We start from the raw sequence: 14,888 nt of genomic DNA, 5'->3' as shown, positions 1-14,888 counted from the left end.
GGGAGACACCGCATGCTTGCCAATAAAACCGCCGTCGTAACCGGCTCCACATCCGGTATCGGACTTGCAATCGCCAAGGCGATGGCCAGGGAAGGCGCCAATATCGTGATCAACGGCTTTGGAGACGCGGGCGCCATCGAAAAGGAAAGATCCGGCATCGAGCGCGAATTCGGCGTGAAATGCGTCTATTCCGGCGCCGACATGACGAAGCCGGACGAAATCTCGGCAATGATTGCCGATGCGGAAAAGGAATTCGGCGCGGTGGATGTTCTCGTGAACAACGCCGGCATCCAGCACGTTTCCCCGATCGACGAATTCCCGGTCGAAAAGTGGGATCAGATCATCGCCATCAACCTGTCTTCCTCCTTCCACACGATCCGCGCCGCCCTTCCCGGCATGAAACGCAAGGGCTGGGGCCGGATCATAAACACGGCCTCGGCGCATGCCCTTGTCGCATCGCCATTCAAATCGGCCTATGTGGCGGCGAAGCACGGCATTGCGGGCCTTACGAAGACCGTGGCCCTCGAGGTTGCCCAGCAGAAGATCACTGTCAACGCAATCTGCCCGGGCTATGTCTGGACGCCGCTGGTGGAAGCGCAAATTCCCGATACGATGAAGGCGCGCAACATGACCGAGGAGCAGGTGAAACGCGACGTCCTGCTGGCCGCGCAGCCGACCAAGGAGTTCGTGACCGTGGACCAGGTCGCGGCAATGGCGATCTTCCTGTGCTCGAATGCAGCAAGCTCCATCACCGGCACGATGCTGCAGATGGACGGAGGCTGGACGGCCCAGTAAGCGCGCTAGCGGTGCAGCGTGCGCTATCCGCGTCGCGCCGCAGCCATGTGAGGACATCGACCGTGGCAAAGAAGGAAAAGAGCGCGCCGAAAAGAATCAACCTGGCGCTGCAGGGCGGCGGTGCGCATGGCGCTTACACATGGGGCGTGCTCGACTGGCTGCTTGAGACCGAGGATTTCGAGATCGACGCCATCACCGGCACGTCGGCGGGCGCGATGAATGCCGTCGTGCTTGCCTCCGGATACCAGAAAGGCGGAGCGCAAGGAGCCCGCGAGGCGCTGGAGGATTTCTGGCGGGAGGTGAGCTACGGCGCTTTTCTGAGCCCGATCAAACGCACTCCGGTTGACTATGCGCTTGGGCAATGGAGCCTTGATTTTTCGCCCAGTTACCTGGCCTTCGACCTCGTCTCGCGGTTCTCCTCGCCGTATGAGTTCAACCCGCTCAACTTCAATCCGCTTCGCGACATCGTGGCGGGCGCCGTCGACTTCGATGCCGTCCACCACTGCAGGCAGATCAAGCTCTTCATCGCCGCCACGAATGTCCACACCGGCAAAATCCGCGTTTTTTCGGAAAAGGAAGTCACGCTGGATGCCGTCATGGCCTCCGCCTGCCTGCCGCATCTTTTCCAGGCGGTGGAAATCGACGGTGAGCCCTATTGGGACGGCGGATACATGGGCAATCCGCCGCTCTATCCCCTGTTTTACGGCACCAGAACGCCTGATGTCGTTCTCATCCAGATCAATCCGCTGGAGCGGCGGCAAACGCCGCGCTCTGCACGCGAGATCCTGAACCGGCTGAACGAGATCACATTCAATTCCACCCTCATGAGGGAAATGCGCGCGATCGACTTCGTCACCCGGCTTATCGAGGAAGGCAAGCTGGACAGCAACACATACATGAAGGTGCATGTTCACCGCATCACGGCGGAAGAGCTGAAACCCTTGCAGTCCTCTTCGAAACTCAATGCCGAATGGGCCTTTCTGACCGAACTTCGCGATATCGGACGCGCCACCGCGCAAGAATGGGCGCGCGAAAACTTCGAGGCGATCGGCGAGCGTTCGACCATCAATCTCAGGGAGGAATTCGGATGACCTCATCCGGGGAAGTCATACACCGCTCTCCGGCCACGCCCCTATTCCGATGTTGCCGCTTTTGGAAATCGAACGAAACTTCTTAAGAAAATTAACGCGTTAACCGATATTTACCCCCACTCGCGTCCTGCATTGCAGCTTGCATCGCGGAGAAGACTACACAATCCTTAACAACCGCCAGATATTGGGGTTTTTATCGAGGTTCACACCGCATGTAGACCGATCAGCGCACCAACGATTTGGCAAGAGTTTTGCTCCATCATTGGCACGCTGATCGTCAGGTTGTGCGTCGTCAGCGACTGGCGAACGAAGAAGGACGGCAATGCGACCCCGCCGCCTTCTTCGTTCCGCCACTCATGGCATTCCGCTCCAGTGCGAAGGGAAATGCCGGATTCGAACGGACCCTACCTCAGGACATTCGCGACAGCGAAGAGCGGAAGCGCCGGTTCGTAAACAAAATCTTAGCGCGTTACGATGATTCGCGCATTCTTCTTTCCGTTCTGCTTGATCAGCGTGAAAAGCCGCCGTGCGTTGTCCGGATGCAGACGAACGCACCCATGCGACACGGGCCGGCCCAGGTGCCTGATCTGATCCGTGCCGTGAATGGCATAGCCATGATAGAAAAACACCGACCACGGCATAGGCGCGCCGTCGTATTTTCGCGAGAAATAGCGCCTGTGCATCCGGCCCGGGCGGAAACTGCCGACCGGAGTGCGATACCCCCGCCTTGCGGTGGAAACGGGCCAACTGTGGCGTGGAAAGCCGTTTATGTAGACGCGCATCCGCTGCTCGGAGAGGTCTATCCGGGCAACGATGCTTGCCGCCTCGACGGATGATATCGGATAAGCCACGAGAATGGCGGAGACGAAAACGCATGCCACCACCTTGTGAAAGTTACGCATGACCTCTTCCTCCACAACCGACTACGTGCCTTCGGGCCGGGACCTGATCTCGTAACGCACCACCCGCGGCGCACAATATTATTACGTCAGGGTAGCATATTATTTCATCGCCTCGGCCGCGAAACTCGATCACCCGTCAAGCACCATGGTCACTTTCATGCAGCATCCATACCGCTCCACCTTCCCTGCAAGGGGCGAATACCCTAAATCTGAAAAGAAGATGTCTGTCCGGGACGGAACAAATGATCGCCGCTCGCCTTGCCACTCTCGCCGCCGCATTCACCCTGGCCGCAGCAACGGCCCTGCCCGCTCAGGCCGACCAGATATCGGTCGACAAGCTTCTGGCAAGCGGATCCTGCCCCGGGTGCGATCTAAAGCTTGCGGAGCTGCGTGCGCTCGATACCGATGAAGGCAATCTGAACAAAGCCAATTTGCGCGAGGCCGACCTGAAAGGTGCGATACTGACGAACTCCGATCTCAGGGAAGCGGACCTTCGCAGGGCGGAACTTGAGCGGGCCAATCTGTCCGGCAGCGACTTCACCTATGCCAAGATGCGCGGAATCGACCTGGAAAAAGCGAATATCGCAAAATCGATCCTGGTTGAGACCGATCTGCGGGATGCGGATATGGCGGAAGTCAATGCGACGGGAGTCGATTTCACCGGGGCGGACCTACGCGCCGCAAACCTTATTCGCGCAAGCGCCGCGGGCGCGATGTTCCGAGATGCGAAAATGGACACCGCCGACTTCGAACGGGCAAACCTCGAGCGAGCGGATTTTACCGATGCCCGCCTTCCCTATGCGGATTTCGACCGCGCCGTGGCTATTGGGGCGATTTTTCGCGGAGCGGATCTTTCCGGGGCGCGCATGACGAGCGCCGATCTTTCCGAAGCGGATCTCACCGGGGCCAATCTGGAAGGCGCGCTTTTACGACATACCAAGCTTGCAGGCGCCAACCTTACCGACGTGCGCGGCCTTGATCCACGCCGCATCATCAACGCGTGCGGGAACAGCAGGACACGTGTTCCGGAAGGTATCAAGCTGAAACCCTGCAAGTGACTCCGGAGATACGCCTCCGCCGTGCGGACGGGGCTACTTTCAATTAAAAATGTCGAAGCCGAAGCGGTAGCTCACGCCGATGCCGATTGAGAACTGGTCGTCATCGCCGCGGCTGACGATCGGGCTGTCTTCGGCGTCGCCGACGAAACGGTCCCATCCACCCTGAAGGTGAAAGGTCGTGTTGTCGGTCCAGGCGTAGCTTGCGCGTGCTGCCACGCCGACCGTCTTGAAACCCGCATCCGGGTCATAAGAAGTGAGGATACCGCCCGAAGCGGCAGCTTCGCCGGGCGTTACCCCGAAGTAGGTGTCCATGTAATCTTCCGATGCCCAGGACGCACGCGGGCCGATGCTGAACTCCAGCCGGTCGAGCGGGTTCGTAATGACATCGATACCGAAATCGGCAACCTGGCCATGGTGACCATTGATGCCCTGGCGCAGTTCCACAAAGCCGCGCAGCCAGTCGTAGCGATACCCGGCGCCGAGCCCGAGCTCCAGTGCCCAGTCGACCGTGCGCGTGCCCGTCAGATCCGAAGAATCCGACGCCTTGCGCTCGCCATTGAAATCGAAAGACGGGTAAAAGAAGAAGCCGCGCTTGACCACGTCCCCGTCGACGATCTGCCCGAGGCCCGGCAGATAGAACCGGCCGACGGCGATAATCGGGAAGGGATAGACGAGATAATCATCCGCACCCGGATAGCGCGGCTGGACAATCGCTCCGCCGCCGAGATCGAGCACATATTGCTTTTGCGGTAGGGGCCTGTCTTCCGGCGCGAGATATCCATCCTGCGCCTGCGCCACGGAGGCGGTTGCAAGCGTGGCGGCAGCAAGGCAGGCGCGGGTGACAAGCGATCGCGGCATGTTGTGGGTATCCAGCTCGAAAGACGGTTCCGTCAGGAAATTTCTGACACGTTATAACCCCGTTTCGAAGCGCATCTACTAACGAATCCGCGAATGTCGCGAAGGTGTTGCAGCGTTGCACCGCTTTAGATGCTTGCCAGAGAAGGTGAAGCAGGGATGCTCACAAATCCTTGGAAAGCCGCAATGCCTCGTAAATGCCGGCGTGAATATTGCGAGAGGCAACGGCATCCCCGATGCGCATGAGAAAGAAAGACGCGTCCGGCTTCACCTCCCTCAACGGGTCATGACCGCGCAGAAGCGCGCGCCAATCGATCGCTCCGAGGTTTTTCGAATGCGGTTTCAGCGCGAAATAGAGCTCGTCGAGCGGCAACGTTCCATGCTCCACGACGACCTGATCGACAAGCCGTTCTTCCGTTCGCCCTCCGTAGTCAGAACCGATGACGGCCTTCAGCTTGTTGCCTTCCCTTGAGACGGCCTGAAGGCGCGCGTTGATCGTGATACGCGCTCCCGCTTCGTGGAGAACCTCGGCATAGGGCACGTGATTGAGGCCGCCGATCTCTGGCGCGAAGAACCGCTCCGGGCTGACGATTTCGAGCGTGGAGCCCGCACGAGCGATGGTTTCCGCCGCCTGCATGCCCGGATGGCCGCCATTGTCGTCGTAAACGATCACTTCGGCGCCCGGTTTCACTTCACCGGCAACGATTTCCCACGAAGAGGTCACGAGTTCGCCGCCATATGCGACGACACCGGTATTCGGTAATCCGCCGGTGGCAACGAAGACCACATCGGCATCGAGAGCCGTCACATCTTCAGCTTCAGCATAGGTGTTGAAGCGAAAGCTCACCCCGCGAGCCTCGCATTGCTCCATGCGCCAGTCGATGATGCCGATTAGCTCGCGCCGGCGCGGGCTGAGCGAAGCAAGCCTTACCTGGCCGCCTGGAGCATCGGCGGCTTCCAGCACCGTCACGTCATGGCCCCGATCGGCACATACGCGCGCCGCCTCGAGCCCGGCGGGCCCAGCGCCGACGACGACTATCCGCTTCTTCCTGCCCGCCGTCGGCTTGACGATATGCGGCATGGTCGCTTCGCGGCCCGTTGCGGCGTTGTGAATGCAAAGCGCCTCATGCCCCTCGTAGATCCTGTCGAGACAATAGGTCGCGCCGACGCAAGGCCGGATGTCCCGCTCGCGGCCTTCCGCCACCTTCCTGGCGATATGCGGATCGGCGATATGCGCACGAGTCATGCCCACCATGTCGAGCTTGCCTTCCGCGATCGCATGGCGAGCGGTGGCGACATCGCCGATGCGCGCGGCATGAAAAACCGGAAACCTGGTCTGCGCACGAACCTCGCCCGCGAAATCCAGATGAGGCGCGGAGCGCATGCCCTGCACCGGTATCACGCGGGAAAGGGCGGCATCCGTCTCGATGTGGCCGCGGATGAGATTGAGGAAGTCGATTTGGCCGGACGCAGCCAGACGCCCGGCGATCTCCACGCCTTCCTCGCGGCTCAGGCCCTTGTCCCAATCCTCGTCTGCAACCATACGGATGCCGACAATGAATTCCGGCCCGACACGCTCCCGGATAGCCGCCAGCACCATGTCCGTGAAGCGGAGCCGGTTTTCGAGCGGGCCGTTGAACCGATCGGTGCGTTCGTTCGTTGCCGGCGACCAGAAACCGTCCATAAGGTGGCCGTAGGCTTCAAGCTCTATACCGTCGAGACCGGCAGCCCGCATGCGCTCCGCCGCATCCGCATAGTCGGTCACGATGCGCTCGATATCCCATTCCTCGGCTTCCTTGGGAAATGAGCGATGCGCAGGCTCGCGGATGGGCGACGGAGCGAGGACCGGAAGCCAATCCGCCTTGTTCCAGCTCGTCCTGCGGCCAAGATGCGTGATCTGTATCATCACGGCCGCGCCATGCTCGTGACATTCGTCGGAAAGTTCCTTCAGCCAGGGAACGATCTCGTCCTTGTAGGCGTGCAGATTGCCGAAGGCGGCCGGACTGTCCTCGGAAACAACCGCCGATCCCGCCGTCATCGTCAGCGCGATGCCGCCCTTTGCCTTCTCCGCATGATAGAGGCGATATCGCTCCTTCGGCATTCCGTCTTCGGAATAGGCCGGCTCGTGAGCCGTCGACATGATGCGGTTGCGGAGCGTCAGATGCTTGAGCCGATAGGGCTGCAGAAGCGGATCGGAGGTCATGCGGCGGGCCCCTGTATTTCAGGCCGGTTTTCAATACCAGGCATCCGGCATTTCTGCCTTCCTGCAGGCTATGAACTCCTGAAGCGCCTGGTCAACGCCCGGGTCGATCGGCGGCGCCTCGTAGGCATTAAGAACCTTCTTCCAGCGCGCATTTGCGCGGCTCGCCATGTCCAGACCGCCATTTTCATCCCACGTTTCGAACGGATCGTTGTCGGATAGGTCCGTGTCCCAGAAAGCGGTCTCGTAATTTCGCATGGTGTGGGATGCGCCGAAGAAGTGATTTCCCGGCCCGACCTCGGCGAACGCGTCAAGCGCAAGGCTGTTATCGTCCACCGGGACGCCGGCAAGATAGGTGTGCAACGCGCCGCAATAGTCGACGTCCATGACGAACTTCTCGTAGCTCATCGAAAGAAGCCCATCGAGAAAGCCCGCCGAATGGAGCAGGAAATTCGCACCACAATGAACGGCGGAGAGCATAGAGGTCACGCTTTCCTGCATCGCCTGGGCATCGGGCAGCTTCGACGTCGTGAAAGAGCCGGCGCAGCGAAGCGGCAAGCCGAGGCGACGCGCGAGCTGACCGACGACGAGCGAACCTGCCGCCGGTTCCGGCGTGCCGAAAGTGGGCGAGCCGGAGCGCAAGGCCATCGACGAGAGGAAATTGCCGAATATCACCGGCGCGCCGGGGCGCACGAGCTGGGTCAACGCACAGCCGACCATGGTTTCGGCAAGCGACTGGGCGATCGCGCCGGCGCTCGTCACGGGCCCCATCGCGCCGCCTAGGATGAACGGCACAATCACCGAGCCCTGGTTTGCGGCGGCATAAGCGCGGATCGCACCCGTCATCGTCCCGTCCCAGACCAGCGGCGAATTGACGTTCACGTTGCCCATGACGACGCAGTTTTCTTCGACAAATTCCGGCCCGAAGACAATCCGCGCCATCTCGATGGAATCTTCCGCCCGCTCCGGGGCCGTTATCGACCCCAGGAAGGATTTGTCGGAATAGCGCAGATGCGCGTAGACCATATCCAAATGACGCTTGTTGACCGGAACGTCCGTCGGTTCGCAAACCGTACCGCCCGAATGATGCAGCCAGGGTGCTGCGTAGGCGAGCTTCACGAAATTCCGGAAATCCTCGATCGTCCCGTAACGGCGCCCCCGGTCGAGGTCCATCACAAAAGGCGAGCCATAGGACGGCGCGAAAACCACATGCGGCCCGCCGATCTTGACCGAACGGGACGGATTGCGGGCATGCTGCACGAACTCGCGCGGAGCGGTTTTCAGGATCTCGCGCAGCATGCCGGGCTCGAACATGCAGCGCACGCCATCCGCCTTCGCGCCAGCCTTTCGGAAAAGATCGAGCGCGACATCATCGCCACGGAACTCGATCCCAACCTCGGCAAGGATGCGATCTGCCGCAGCCTCAATGCGCAGGAGACTTTCCTCGCCCAAAATCTCATAGGGTGGAATCTGGCGCGTGATGTAGGCGGGGGCCGCATGAACCGTCGTGGCGCGACGTTCTTTTCGTCTTTCGCGCGCGCTTTTCTTCGGGCGAGTGCCACCCTCGGCCAACTTCAAGGACGGCATGGCGATCTCCCTTCACCCGAACTTATGCCAGAAAGGCTATCAGCCCGGACTATCGATGTGATGTGGCGAAATTCTAATCTCTGGAATAAGATGAACTTATGAAAAGCCTGCGCCACCTTCTGCCCTCGCCGAGCGCGCTTATCGCCTTCGAGGCGGCCGCGCGCCATTCAAGCTTCACTAGGGCTGGAGAGGAGCTTGCGATGAGCCAGGCCGCCGTCAGTCTGGCGGTCAGGTCCCTTGAAGAAAACCTCGGCGTACGGCTGTTTCATCGCCGCCACCGCCATGTCGAACTGACGGAGGCAGGCGCGCGGTTTTATGCCGATGTTTCGTTGGGCCTCGGCCATATCCGGAAATCCGCCGAGGAACTGCGCGCGCTCGGCAGCGAAGGGCATGTAACGCTTTCGGCCTCCACCGCTTTCGCGAGTTTCTGGATGCTGCCGAGGCTTGCGAAATTTCGCGAGGAGCTGCCGGAGATCGATCTGCGCATCCAGACGAGCGACCGGGACATCGACATTGTTGCCGAGAACATTCCCCTCGGCATCCGCTCGGCCCCGACCGGGGCCTTCCACAGCTATGAGGCGGAGGTTTTGGCACCTGAACGCATCGAGCCCGTGGCAAGCCCTTCCTACGTGGCACGCAACGGCATGCCGGCCAGTTCCGAGGACCTTCTGCACCACCGGCTTATCCATCTGGAAGAGCCCTATCGCCCGTGCACCGACTGGGGCGACTGGTTCACCGATAACGGCCACCCGCGGCCGAGCCTGGCGAGCGGACTTCTGATCAACGATTACGTGCTCGTGATCCAGGCGGTGATGGAGGGACAGGGTATAGCGCTCGGGTGGAAGCACCTGACCGACCGCCTTGTCGAGGCGGGGTTGCTCTTGCGTGTTTGCGACCGCGTGCTTGAAACCGAGCAGCCATTCCAGGTCGTATGGCCCAAGTTCTCCACGCTCAACAAGCCAGCCGCGCTTGTGCGCGACTGGCTGCTTTCTCAGAAGACGGAATAAGAGCCCTACTCTTCGGTTTCGACGAAGGGGTCGCCATTCGTGCGAGCACCGGTGCCGAGCTCCTGAGATGCTTCTTCCAGAGGCTGCTCCGTGAAACCCTTCATCGGGCCGATTTCCTTGGCATCGCGTTCGATAACGACCGGGCTCAGCGTATAGGCGGTCAGGAGTTCGGCTACCGACCTTAGCGCGTGCATGTTAATGCGCTCGTATCCGTGCGAGGCGTCCACGCCAAATGTCGCCAGGGCCGTACGCACATCCGCGCCCGCCTCGATCGCCGATGCGCTGTCCGAGCGATAGTAGCGAAATACGTCGCGCTGGTGACGGATCTCGTTTTCCTTGCAGAGCTGGATGAGCTTGTGCGTCAGATGATAATCGAACGGCCCGGACTGATCGGCCATAGCGATAGTGACGCCGAATTCCGACGAATTCTGGCCCGGCGCGCTGGTACCATTGTCGACGACGACCAGCGATGCGACATCGTGTGAAAGCACCGCCGAAGCGCCGACGCCAACCTCCTCGGAGATGGAAAACAGCCAGTATGTATCGACTGTCGGGACGGCTTTCTCGCGCTTGTGCGCTTCAAGGGCAGCGAGCATCAACGCAACGCCTGCCTTGTTGTCCAGGTAACGCGAAACGATAAAACCATTGTCGAGAAACTCTGGCTGCGGATCGATCGCCACCAGATCGCCAACCTCGATCCCAAGACGCTGGACATCGTTGTGCGACTTGGCAAGCGCATCGACGCGAAGCTCGACATATTCCCAACCGACGGGCAGCTTGTCGACGCCCTCCCCGTAGGTGTGCCCCGATGCGCGGAGCGGAAGGATGGTGCCGCGATAGCTGCCGCGATCGGAAATGATGGTACAGCGCGCGCCTTCGGCGAAACGCGCGGACCAATGCCCGATCGGCACAAGCTCGAGCCGCCCGTTTTCCTTGATCTGCTTTACCTGCGCGCCGAGCGTATCGAGATGCGAAATCACCGCCCGGCGCTGATCGCTCGCCTTGCCGTCGAGCCAGGCACGGATGGCGCCGCGCCTTGTCAGCTCGAACGGCACGCCAAGACGCGTCAACTCCTCGCCCGTCGCTCTGACGACCGTGTCGGTAAAGCCGGTGGGAGACGGTATCTCCAGGAGCTTCTTCAGTTGATCGGCGAGATAGTCGATATCAATCTGCAGTCGCGCCATTCGGCATGCCCCCTTATGAGTAGGCCACCGTTAGCGGAAAGAGGAGGTCCATGAAGCGTTCCGCCGTCGGTTGCGGTTCATGGTTGGCAAGCCCCGGCCGCTCGTTGGCCTCTATGAATGCGTAGTTCGGTTCGGACGGATCCTTGACCATGAAATCAATGCCGACCACGGGAATGTCAATCGCCCGCGCGGCCCTTTGTGCGGCCTCGATAAGGTCAGGATGGGTGAAATCTGTCACATCGTGGATCGTGCCGCCGGTGTGAAGATTGGCCGTTCGCCGCACCTCGAGCTTCACGCCTTCGGCCAGGATACTGTCGAAACCATATCCTTTCGCGGCCACGCAGCGCTGCGTTTCGTCATCCATCGGAATGGCCGATTCACCGCCTGTCGCCTCGCGCCGACGACGGCTCTGCATCTCTATCAAATGCGCTACCGTGCTCTTTCCATCGCCGGTTACGGTCGCGGGCTTGCGCATGGCGACCGCTACCACTTCGAAATCGATGACCACGAGGCGCATGTCGTGGCCTTCGACAAGTTCCTCCACCAGCACCTTGTCGCAAACCTCGCGGGCGCGCAGGATCGCGCGCTTGATCTCCAGCTCGTTCTTCACGCCAACCGAAATGCCGCGACCCTGCTCCCCTCGCGCCGGCTTGACGACGACCGCTCCGGATTTTTCAAGCACCTGTTTCCAGGCGTCCGGATCTTCGGCATCCGCCTGATCCGGCACGCGCAGGCCCGCCTTTTCGACGAAGCGGCGCGTGATCGCCTTGTCATCGCAGATGCTCATGGCAACCGCCGTGGTCAATTCGCTCAAGGCTTCGCGACAGACGATCTGGCGGCCGCCGTGGCTCAAGCGGAAGAAGCCGCCTTCAGCATCCAGGATCTCGACATTGACGCCCCGCCGCCTCGCCTCATCGACAATGATGCGTGCGTATGGGTTCAGCTTTTCCTCGGGCAATTCCCCGATGAAAAGCCTCTCGTTGATCGGATTCTTCTTCTTTAGCGCAAAGACCGGAATGCGTTTGAAGCCCAGCTTCTCGTAAAGACTGATGGCCGATGAATTGTCATGCAGCACCGACAAGTCGAGATAGGCGCAGCCGCGCGCCTGGAAGAGATCCGCAAGGCGGCGCACCAATGCGGTTCCCGTTCCCGAGCGTGCCTGCTGACTATCCACCGCAAGGCACCAGAGTGAGGCTCCGCGCTCGGGATCGCCGAAGGCGCGCGCGTGATCGACACCGGTCACTGTGCCGACGATTTCGCCGGTCGTTTCGTCCTCGGCCACGAAGAATGTCATGACGCGGCTGTCGCGCCGTTTCCAGAAGAATTCGGGCGCCACGGGCGCCATACCTCGCGCGATATAGATGCGGTTGACCGCTTCCGCGTCGGCCTGCGTGCAAAGCCTGCGGATGATAATGCCTTCGACCGGTTTATGCGCCGGGCGATAGGTCGCAAGATCGAGCCGGAAGGTGTGCGAAGGATCGAGAAAAAGCTGCTGCGGCGCGGCAGCAAGCGCGACATGGGGATCGCGAATGTAAAAGGCGATATCGCGCTCGCCCGGCGTCTCGGCCCGCAACGTCCGGGCAATCTCTTCGGCACTTTCGAACGTCTGGCCGAAAAGGAGGCGACCCCAGCCGACGTCCAGCGAAAAATTCGACGGGACATCGCCTTCACCACCGACCGAACCGATCGGTGGCTTGAGGCTTTGATTGCGCATCCTGCGCAGGCGATAGGATTGCGCGTGAGGCTCGCTTCTCTTGCTCTGCTGGGTAGACATTGACGCCTCCTGGGTCAGAGATCGTGGGCCTGCATCCACAGTTCAAGCAACGCGCATTGCCACAGCTCGGACCCGCGCAGCGGCGTGATGAAAGCGGCCGGGTCGTCGAACATCGCGTTGAGATAGTCCCCTCGGAATAACCCGCGTTCGCGCGCTTTTTGTGACGTCAGCGCATCGCGTGCCATTTCAAGGTAGGGGCCATCGAGATATTTCAACGCCGGAACCGGGAAATAACCCTTCGGACGGTCGATGACTTCCTTGGGCACGACACGCCGGGCAACGGCTTTCAAAACACCCTTGCCGCCATCCGCCAGCTTGTGACGCGCCGGGATCCTTGCCGCGAGCTCCACCAATTCGTGATCGAGGAAGGGAACACGCGCTTCAAGCCCCCAAGCCATCGTCATATTGTCGACGCGCTTTACCGGATCGTCGGCCAGCATGATCTGCGTATCGAGACGAAGAGCCTTGTCAACCGGATCGGTTGCGCCCGGCAGCGCGAAATGGTCGCTCACCACCTTGCGCGCCTCGTCCGCACCATGCCAGCGCGCTTCAAGATGACGGCTCATCTTCTCGTGGTCGCGATCGAAAAAGGCTTCAGCATAGTCCTCGATGGGCTGGTTCGAGCCTTCAAGCTTCGGATACCAGTGATATCCGGCGAAGACCTCATCCGCGCCCTGGCCGGACTGAACGACCTTCACATGCTTCGCCACCTCGCGGGACAGAAGGAAAAACCCGACGTTGTCATAAGAAACCATCGGCTCCGACTGTGCGGCGATCGTGCGCGGCAGGGCGTCCATCAACTCGCTCGAAGGAACGAAAATCTTCCGATGGTCGGTGCCGAAATGCTCCGCGATCATGTCGGAATAGGTGAACTCGTCACCCTTTTCGCCCTTGGCTTCCTCAAAACCGATGGAAAAGGTCTTCAGACCCTTTTGCCCCATGTTAGCAAGCAGGCCGACTATCAGGCTTGAATCGACACCGCCGGACAAAAGGACGCCCACGGGGACATCGGCGACCATGCGCCGTTCAACCGCAAGCGTCAGCGCTTCGTGAACCCTGTCGGTCCACGCCTCGAAGCTGCGCTCCTCTTCTTCCACTGAGCGCGAAAAATCGAGATGCCAGTACATCGTATCGGCAAACCGACCGTCCGGCTCATACCGGCGGACAGTGGCGGGCGGAAGCTTGCGCACCCCGTTCAGGATCGTGCGAGGAGGCGGAACCACCGCATGGAAGCTCATGTAGGTGTTGAGCGCGCCCAGGTCGATCGACGTATCGACACCGCCGCCCGCGACGACCGCCGGAAGAGTGGATGCAAAACGCAGCCTGCCCGGCAGATCGGAATAATAAAGCGGCTTGATGCCGAAACGGTCGCGCGCAAGAAACAGCCGGCCGCTGTCGCGTTCATATACGGCATAGGCGAACATGCCGTGAAACTTCTTCGGAGCGTCCTCGCCCCAGGCGTGATGCGCCTTCAGGATGACTTCCGTGTCGCCGTGGGAAAAGAAATCGTAACCCTTGGCTTCAAGCTCCGCGCGCAATTCCTTGTAGTTATAGATGCAGCCGTTGAAAACGATATCGAGCCCTAGTTTAGGGTCCGTCATCGGCTGTTGCGCATGATCCGAGAGGTCAATGATCTTGAGCCGTCGATGGCCGAGGCCGATACGACCACGCCTCAGGATTCCATCTCCATCCGGGCCGCGGGGAGCAAGCTCCGCCGCCATCGCTTCAAGGGCTGTAGTGGACGCCGAAGCGCCGTCAAAGGTGATTTCTCCGCAAAGTCCGCACATGAATCCAATGTTGGTTGATCGAAGGAAAGGCTGCGGTTGCAGCCTCAAGCGGTATTTACAACACAAATGATTTGAGTTCAAATAATAATAGATCAAACAAACAACCGGCTGGAAACGCATGACCGAGCAGGCGCAGTTGAACGCGGTGCTGAGATCCATCCGACGCATAATGCGCGCGGTGGATATTCAGTCCAAGCAGGTGACGAAGGCGGTGGGGCTGACCGTACCTCAGGTGGTCATCCTGAAGACGATCAAGGACAACGGGCCGACCACCTCGAAACGCCTGGCCGAAGGCGCAAACCTTTCGCCCGCGACCGTGGTGACGATCCTCGACAAGCTGGAAGCGAAGAGACTGGTGGAACGCCGGCGTGACACGCGTGACCGACGAGTGGTCTACACCAGCCTTACGGATGCCGGAGAAGAAGCGCTCAGAACGGCACCGCCATTACTCCATCACGCCTTCTCCGCACGCTTCGACAGGCTTTCGCCGGAAAGGCGCCGACAGATCATCGAAGCATTGGAAGACGTGGCGGAAATGATGGGCGCGAAGGATATGGAAGCGGCGCCGGTGCTGCACGCCGCTTCACTGGAAAGCATTGCAGAAGCAACGTGATCCTGCCGGCCAACTCGCGTTCTCGTCAGGACTCG

12 protein-coding genes are annotated in these 14,888 nt (G+C 60.5%); 5 read left to right on the top strand and 7 right to left on the bottom strand.

What is annotated here, in order from left to right; all coding sequences use genetic code 11:
- The first annotated feature begins 12 nt into the window (after positions 1-12).
- Both HPQ64_RS04935 and HPQ64_RS04930 read left to right on the top strand, forming a co-directional pair.
- A complete protein-coding gene (locus HPQ64_RS04935) occupies positions 13-795 on the top strand; it encodes a 3-hydroxybutyrate dehydrogenase (RefSeq protein WP_172887230.1) in 783 nt (260 codons plus the stop codon).
- A 62-nt stretch (positions 796-857) separates the two neighbouring features.
- A complete protein-coding gene (locus tag HPQ64_RS04930) occupies positions 858-1,886 on the top strand; it encodes a patatin-like phospholipase family protein (RefSeq protein WP_172887229.1) in 1,029 nt (342 codons plus the stop codon).
- A 461-nt stretch (positions 1,887-2,347) separates the two neighbouring features.
- Here HPQ64_RS04930 and HPQ64_RS04925 read toward each other — a convergent pair whose 3' ends face one another.
- Complete coding sequence (locus HPQ64_RS04925; RefSeq protein WP_172887228.1) at positions 2,348-2,788, bottom strand: L,D-transpeptidase; 441 nt, start codon at positions 2,786-2,788, stop codon at positions 2,348-2,350.
- 242 nt (positions 2,789-3,030) lie between these two features.
- Between HPQ64_RS04925 and HPQ64_RS04920 the strand changes: the two genes are divergently transcribed.
- The gene (locus HPQ64_RS04920) at positions 3,031-3,846 is read left to right on the top strand and encodes a pentapeptide repeat-containing protein (RefSeq protein ID WP_172887227.1); all 816 of its coding nucleotides are present in this window, start codon (positions 3,031-3,033) and stop codon (positions 3,844-3,846) included.
- Between the two features lie 39 nt (positions 3,847-3,885).
- Here HPQ64_RS04920 and HPQ64_RS04915 read toward each other — a convergent pair whose 3' ends face one another.
- From HPQ64_RS04915 to HPQ64_RS04905, 3 genes are all read right to left on the bottom strand, one after another.
- Positions 3,886-4,704 (bottom strand): MipA/OmpV family protein, encoded by an 819-nt coding sequence (locus HPQ64_RS04915; protein ID WP_172887226.1) that lies wholly within the window; start codon positions 4,702-4,704, stop codon positions 3,886-3,888.
- A gap of 160 nt (positions 4,705-4,864) precedes the next feature.
- Positions 4,865-6,904, bottom strand: coding sequence for an NADH:flavin oxidoreductase (locus HPQ64_RS04910; protein WP_172887225.1), 2,040 nt, complete (start codon positions 6,902-6,904; stop codon positions 4,865-4,867).
- Positions 6,905-6,934: 30 nt separating this feature from the next.
- On the bottom strand, positions 6,935-8,488 hold the full coding sequence (locus HPQ64_RS04905; RefSeq protein WP_172887224.1) for a trimethylamine methyltransferase family protein: 1,554 nt from the start codon (positions 8,486-8,488) through the stop codon (positions 6,935-6,937).
- A 98-nt stretch (positions 8,489-8,586) separates the two neighbouring features.
- Between HPQ64_RS04905 and HPQ64_RS04900 the strand changes: the two genes are divergently transcribed.
- Complete coding sequence (locus HPQ64_RS04900) at positions 8,587-9,495, top strand: LysR substrate-binding domain-containing protein (RefSeq protein WP_172887223.1); 909 nt, start codon at positions 8,587-8,589, stop codon at positions 9,493-9,495.
- A 5-nt stretch (positions 9,496-9,500) separates the two neighbouring features.
- Here the strand turns inward: HPQ64_RS04900 and HPQ64_RS04895 are convergent, their stop codons facing one another.
- From HPQ64_RS04895 to HPQ64_RS04885, 3 genes are read right to left on the bottom strand one after another with little or no spacing between them, the layout of a single operon-like run.
- Entirely contained in the window at positions 9,501-10,679 is a 1,179-nt protein-coding gene (locus HPQ64_RS04895) for an osmoprotectant NAGGN system M42 family peptidase (protein WP_172887222.1), read from the bottom strand.
- Positions 10,680-10,692: 13 nt separating this feature from the next.
- Complete coding sequence (ngg, locus tag HPQ64_RS04890; RefSeq protein WP_172887221.1) at positions 10,693-12,453, bottom strand: N-acetylglutaminylglutamine synthetase; 1,761 nt, start codon at positions 12,451-12,453, stop codon at positions 10,693-10,695.
- Positions 12,454-12,467: 14 nt separating this feature from the next.
- Positions 12,468-14,240, bottom strand: a complete 1,773-nt coding sequence (locus HPQ64_RS04885; RefSeq protein ID WP_172887220.1) for an N-acetylglutaminylglutamine amidotransferase — start codon at positions 14,238-14,240, stop codon at positions 12,468-12,470.
- Between the two features lie 118 nt (positions 14,241-14,358).
- On the opposite strand from HPQ64_RS04885, the gene HPQ64_RS04880 reads away from it, so the two are divergent.
- Positions 14,359-14,853, top strand: a complete 495-nt coding sequence (locus HPQ64_RS04880) for a MarR family winged helix-turn-helix transcriptional regulator (protein ID WP_172887219.1) — start codon at positions 14,359-14,361, stop codon at positions 14,851-14,853.
- The last annotated feature ends 35 nt before the right edge of the window (positions 14,854-14,888 follow it).

The sequence above is a fragment of the Hongsoonwoonella zoysiae genome (assembly GCF_013266695.1).
In the GTDB taxonomy this organism is placed as follows: Bacteria; Pseudomonadota; Alphaproteobacteria; order Rhizobiales; family Stappiaceae; genus Hongsoonwoonella; species Hongsoonwoonella zoysiae.
Note: the sequence above shows the minus strand (reverse complement) of the source record. Positions and strands in the feature narration are given on the sequence as shown.

Coding starts and splice junctions, on each gene's coding strand:
- HPQ64_RS04935 (WP_172887230.1), top strand. CDS start 13: ATGCTTGCCAATAAAACCGCCGTCGTAACCGGCTCCACATCCGGTATC.
- HPQ64_RS04925 (WP_172887228.1), bottom strand. CDS start 2,788: ATGCGTAACTTTCACAAGGTGGTGGCATGCGTTTTCGTCTCCGCCATT.
- HPQ64_RS04920 (WP_172887227.1), top strand. CDS start 3,031: ATGATCGCCGCTCGCCTTGCCACTCTCGCCGCCGCATTCACCCTGGCC.
- HPQ64_RS04915 (WP_172887226.1), bottom strand. CDS start 4,704: ATGCCGCGATCGCTTGTCACCCGCGCCTGCCTTGCTGCCGCCACGCTT.
- HPQ64_RS04910 (WP_172887225.1), bottom strand. CDS start 6,904: ATGACCTCCGATCCGCTTCTGCAGCCCTATCGGCTCAAGCATCTGACG.
- HPQ64_RS04905 (WP_172887224.1), bottom strand. CDS start 8,488: ATGCCGTCCTTGAAGTTGGCCGAGGGTGGCACTCGCCCGAAGAAAAGC.
- HPQ64_RS04900 (WP_172887223.1), top strand. CDS start 8,587: ATGAAAAGCCTGCGCCACCTTCTGCCCTCGCCGAGCGCGCTTATCGCC.
- HPQ64_RS04895 (WP_172887222.1), bottom strand. CDS start 10,679: ATGGCGCGACTGCAGATTGATATCGACTATCTCGCCGATCAACTGAAG.
- ngg (WP_172887221.1), bottom strand. CDS start 12,453: ATGTCTACCCAGCAGAGCAAGAGAAGCGAGCCTCACGCGCAATCCTAT.
- HPQ64_RS04885 (WP_172887220.1), bottom strand. CDS start 14,240: ATGTGCGGACTTTGCGGAGAAATCACCTTTGACGGCGCTTCGGCGTCC.
- HPQ64_RS04880 (WP_172887219.1), top strand. CDS start 14,359: ATGACCGAGCAGGCGCAGTTGAACGCGGTGCTGAGATCCATCCGACGC.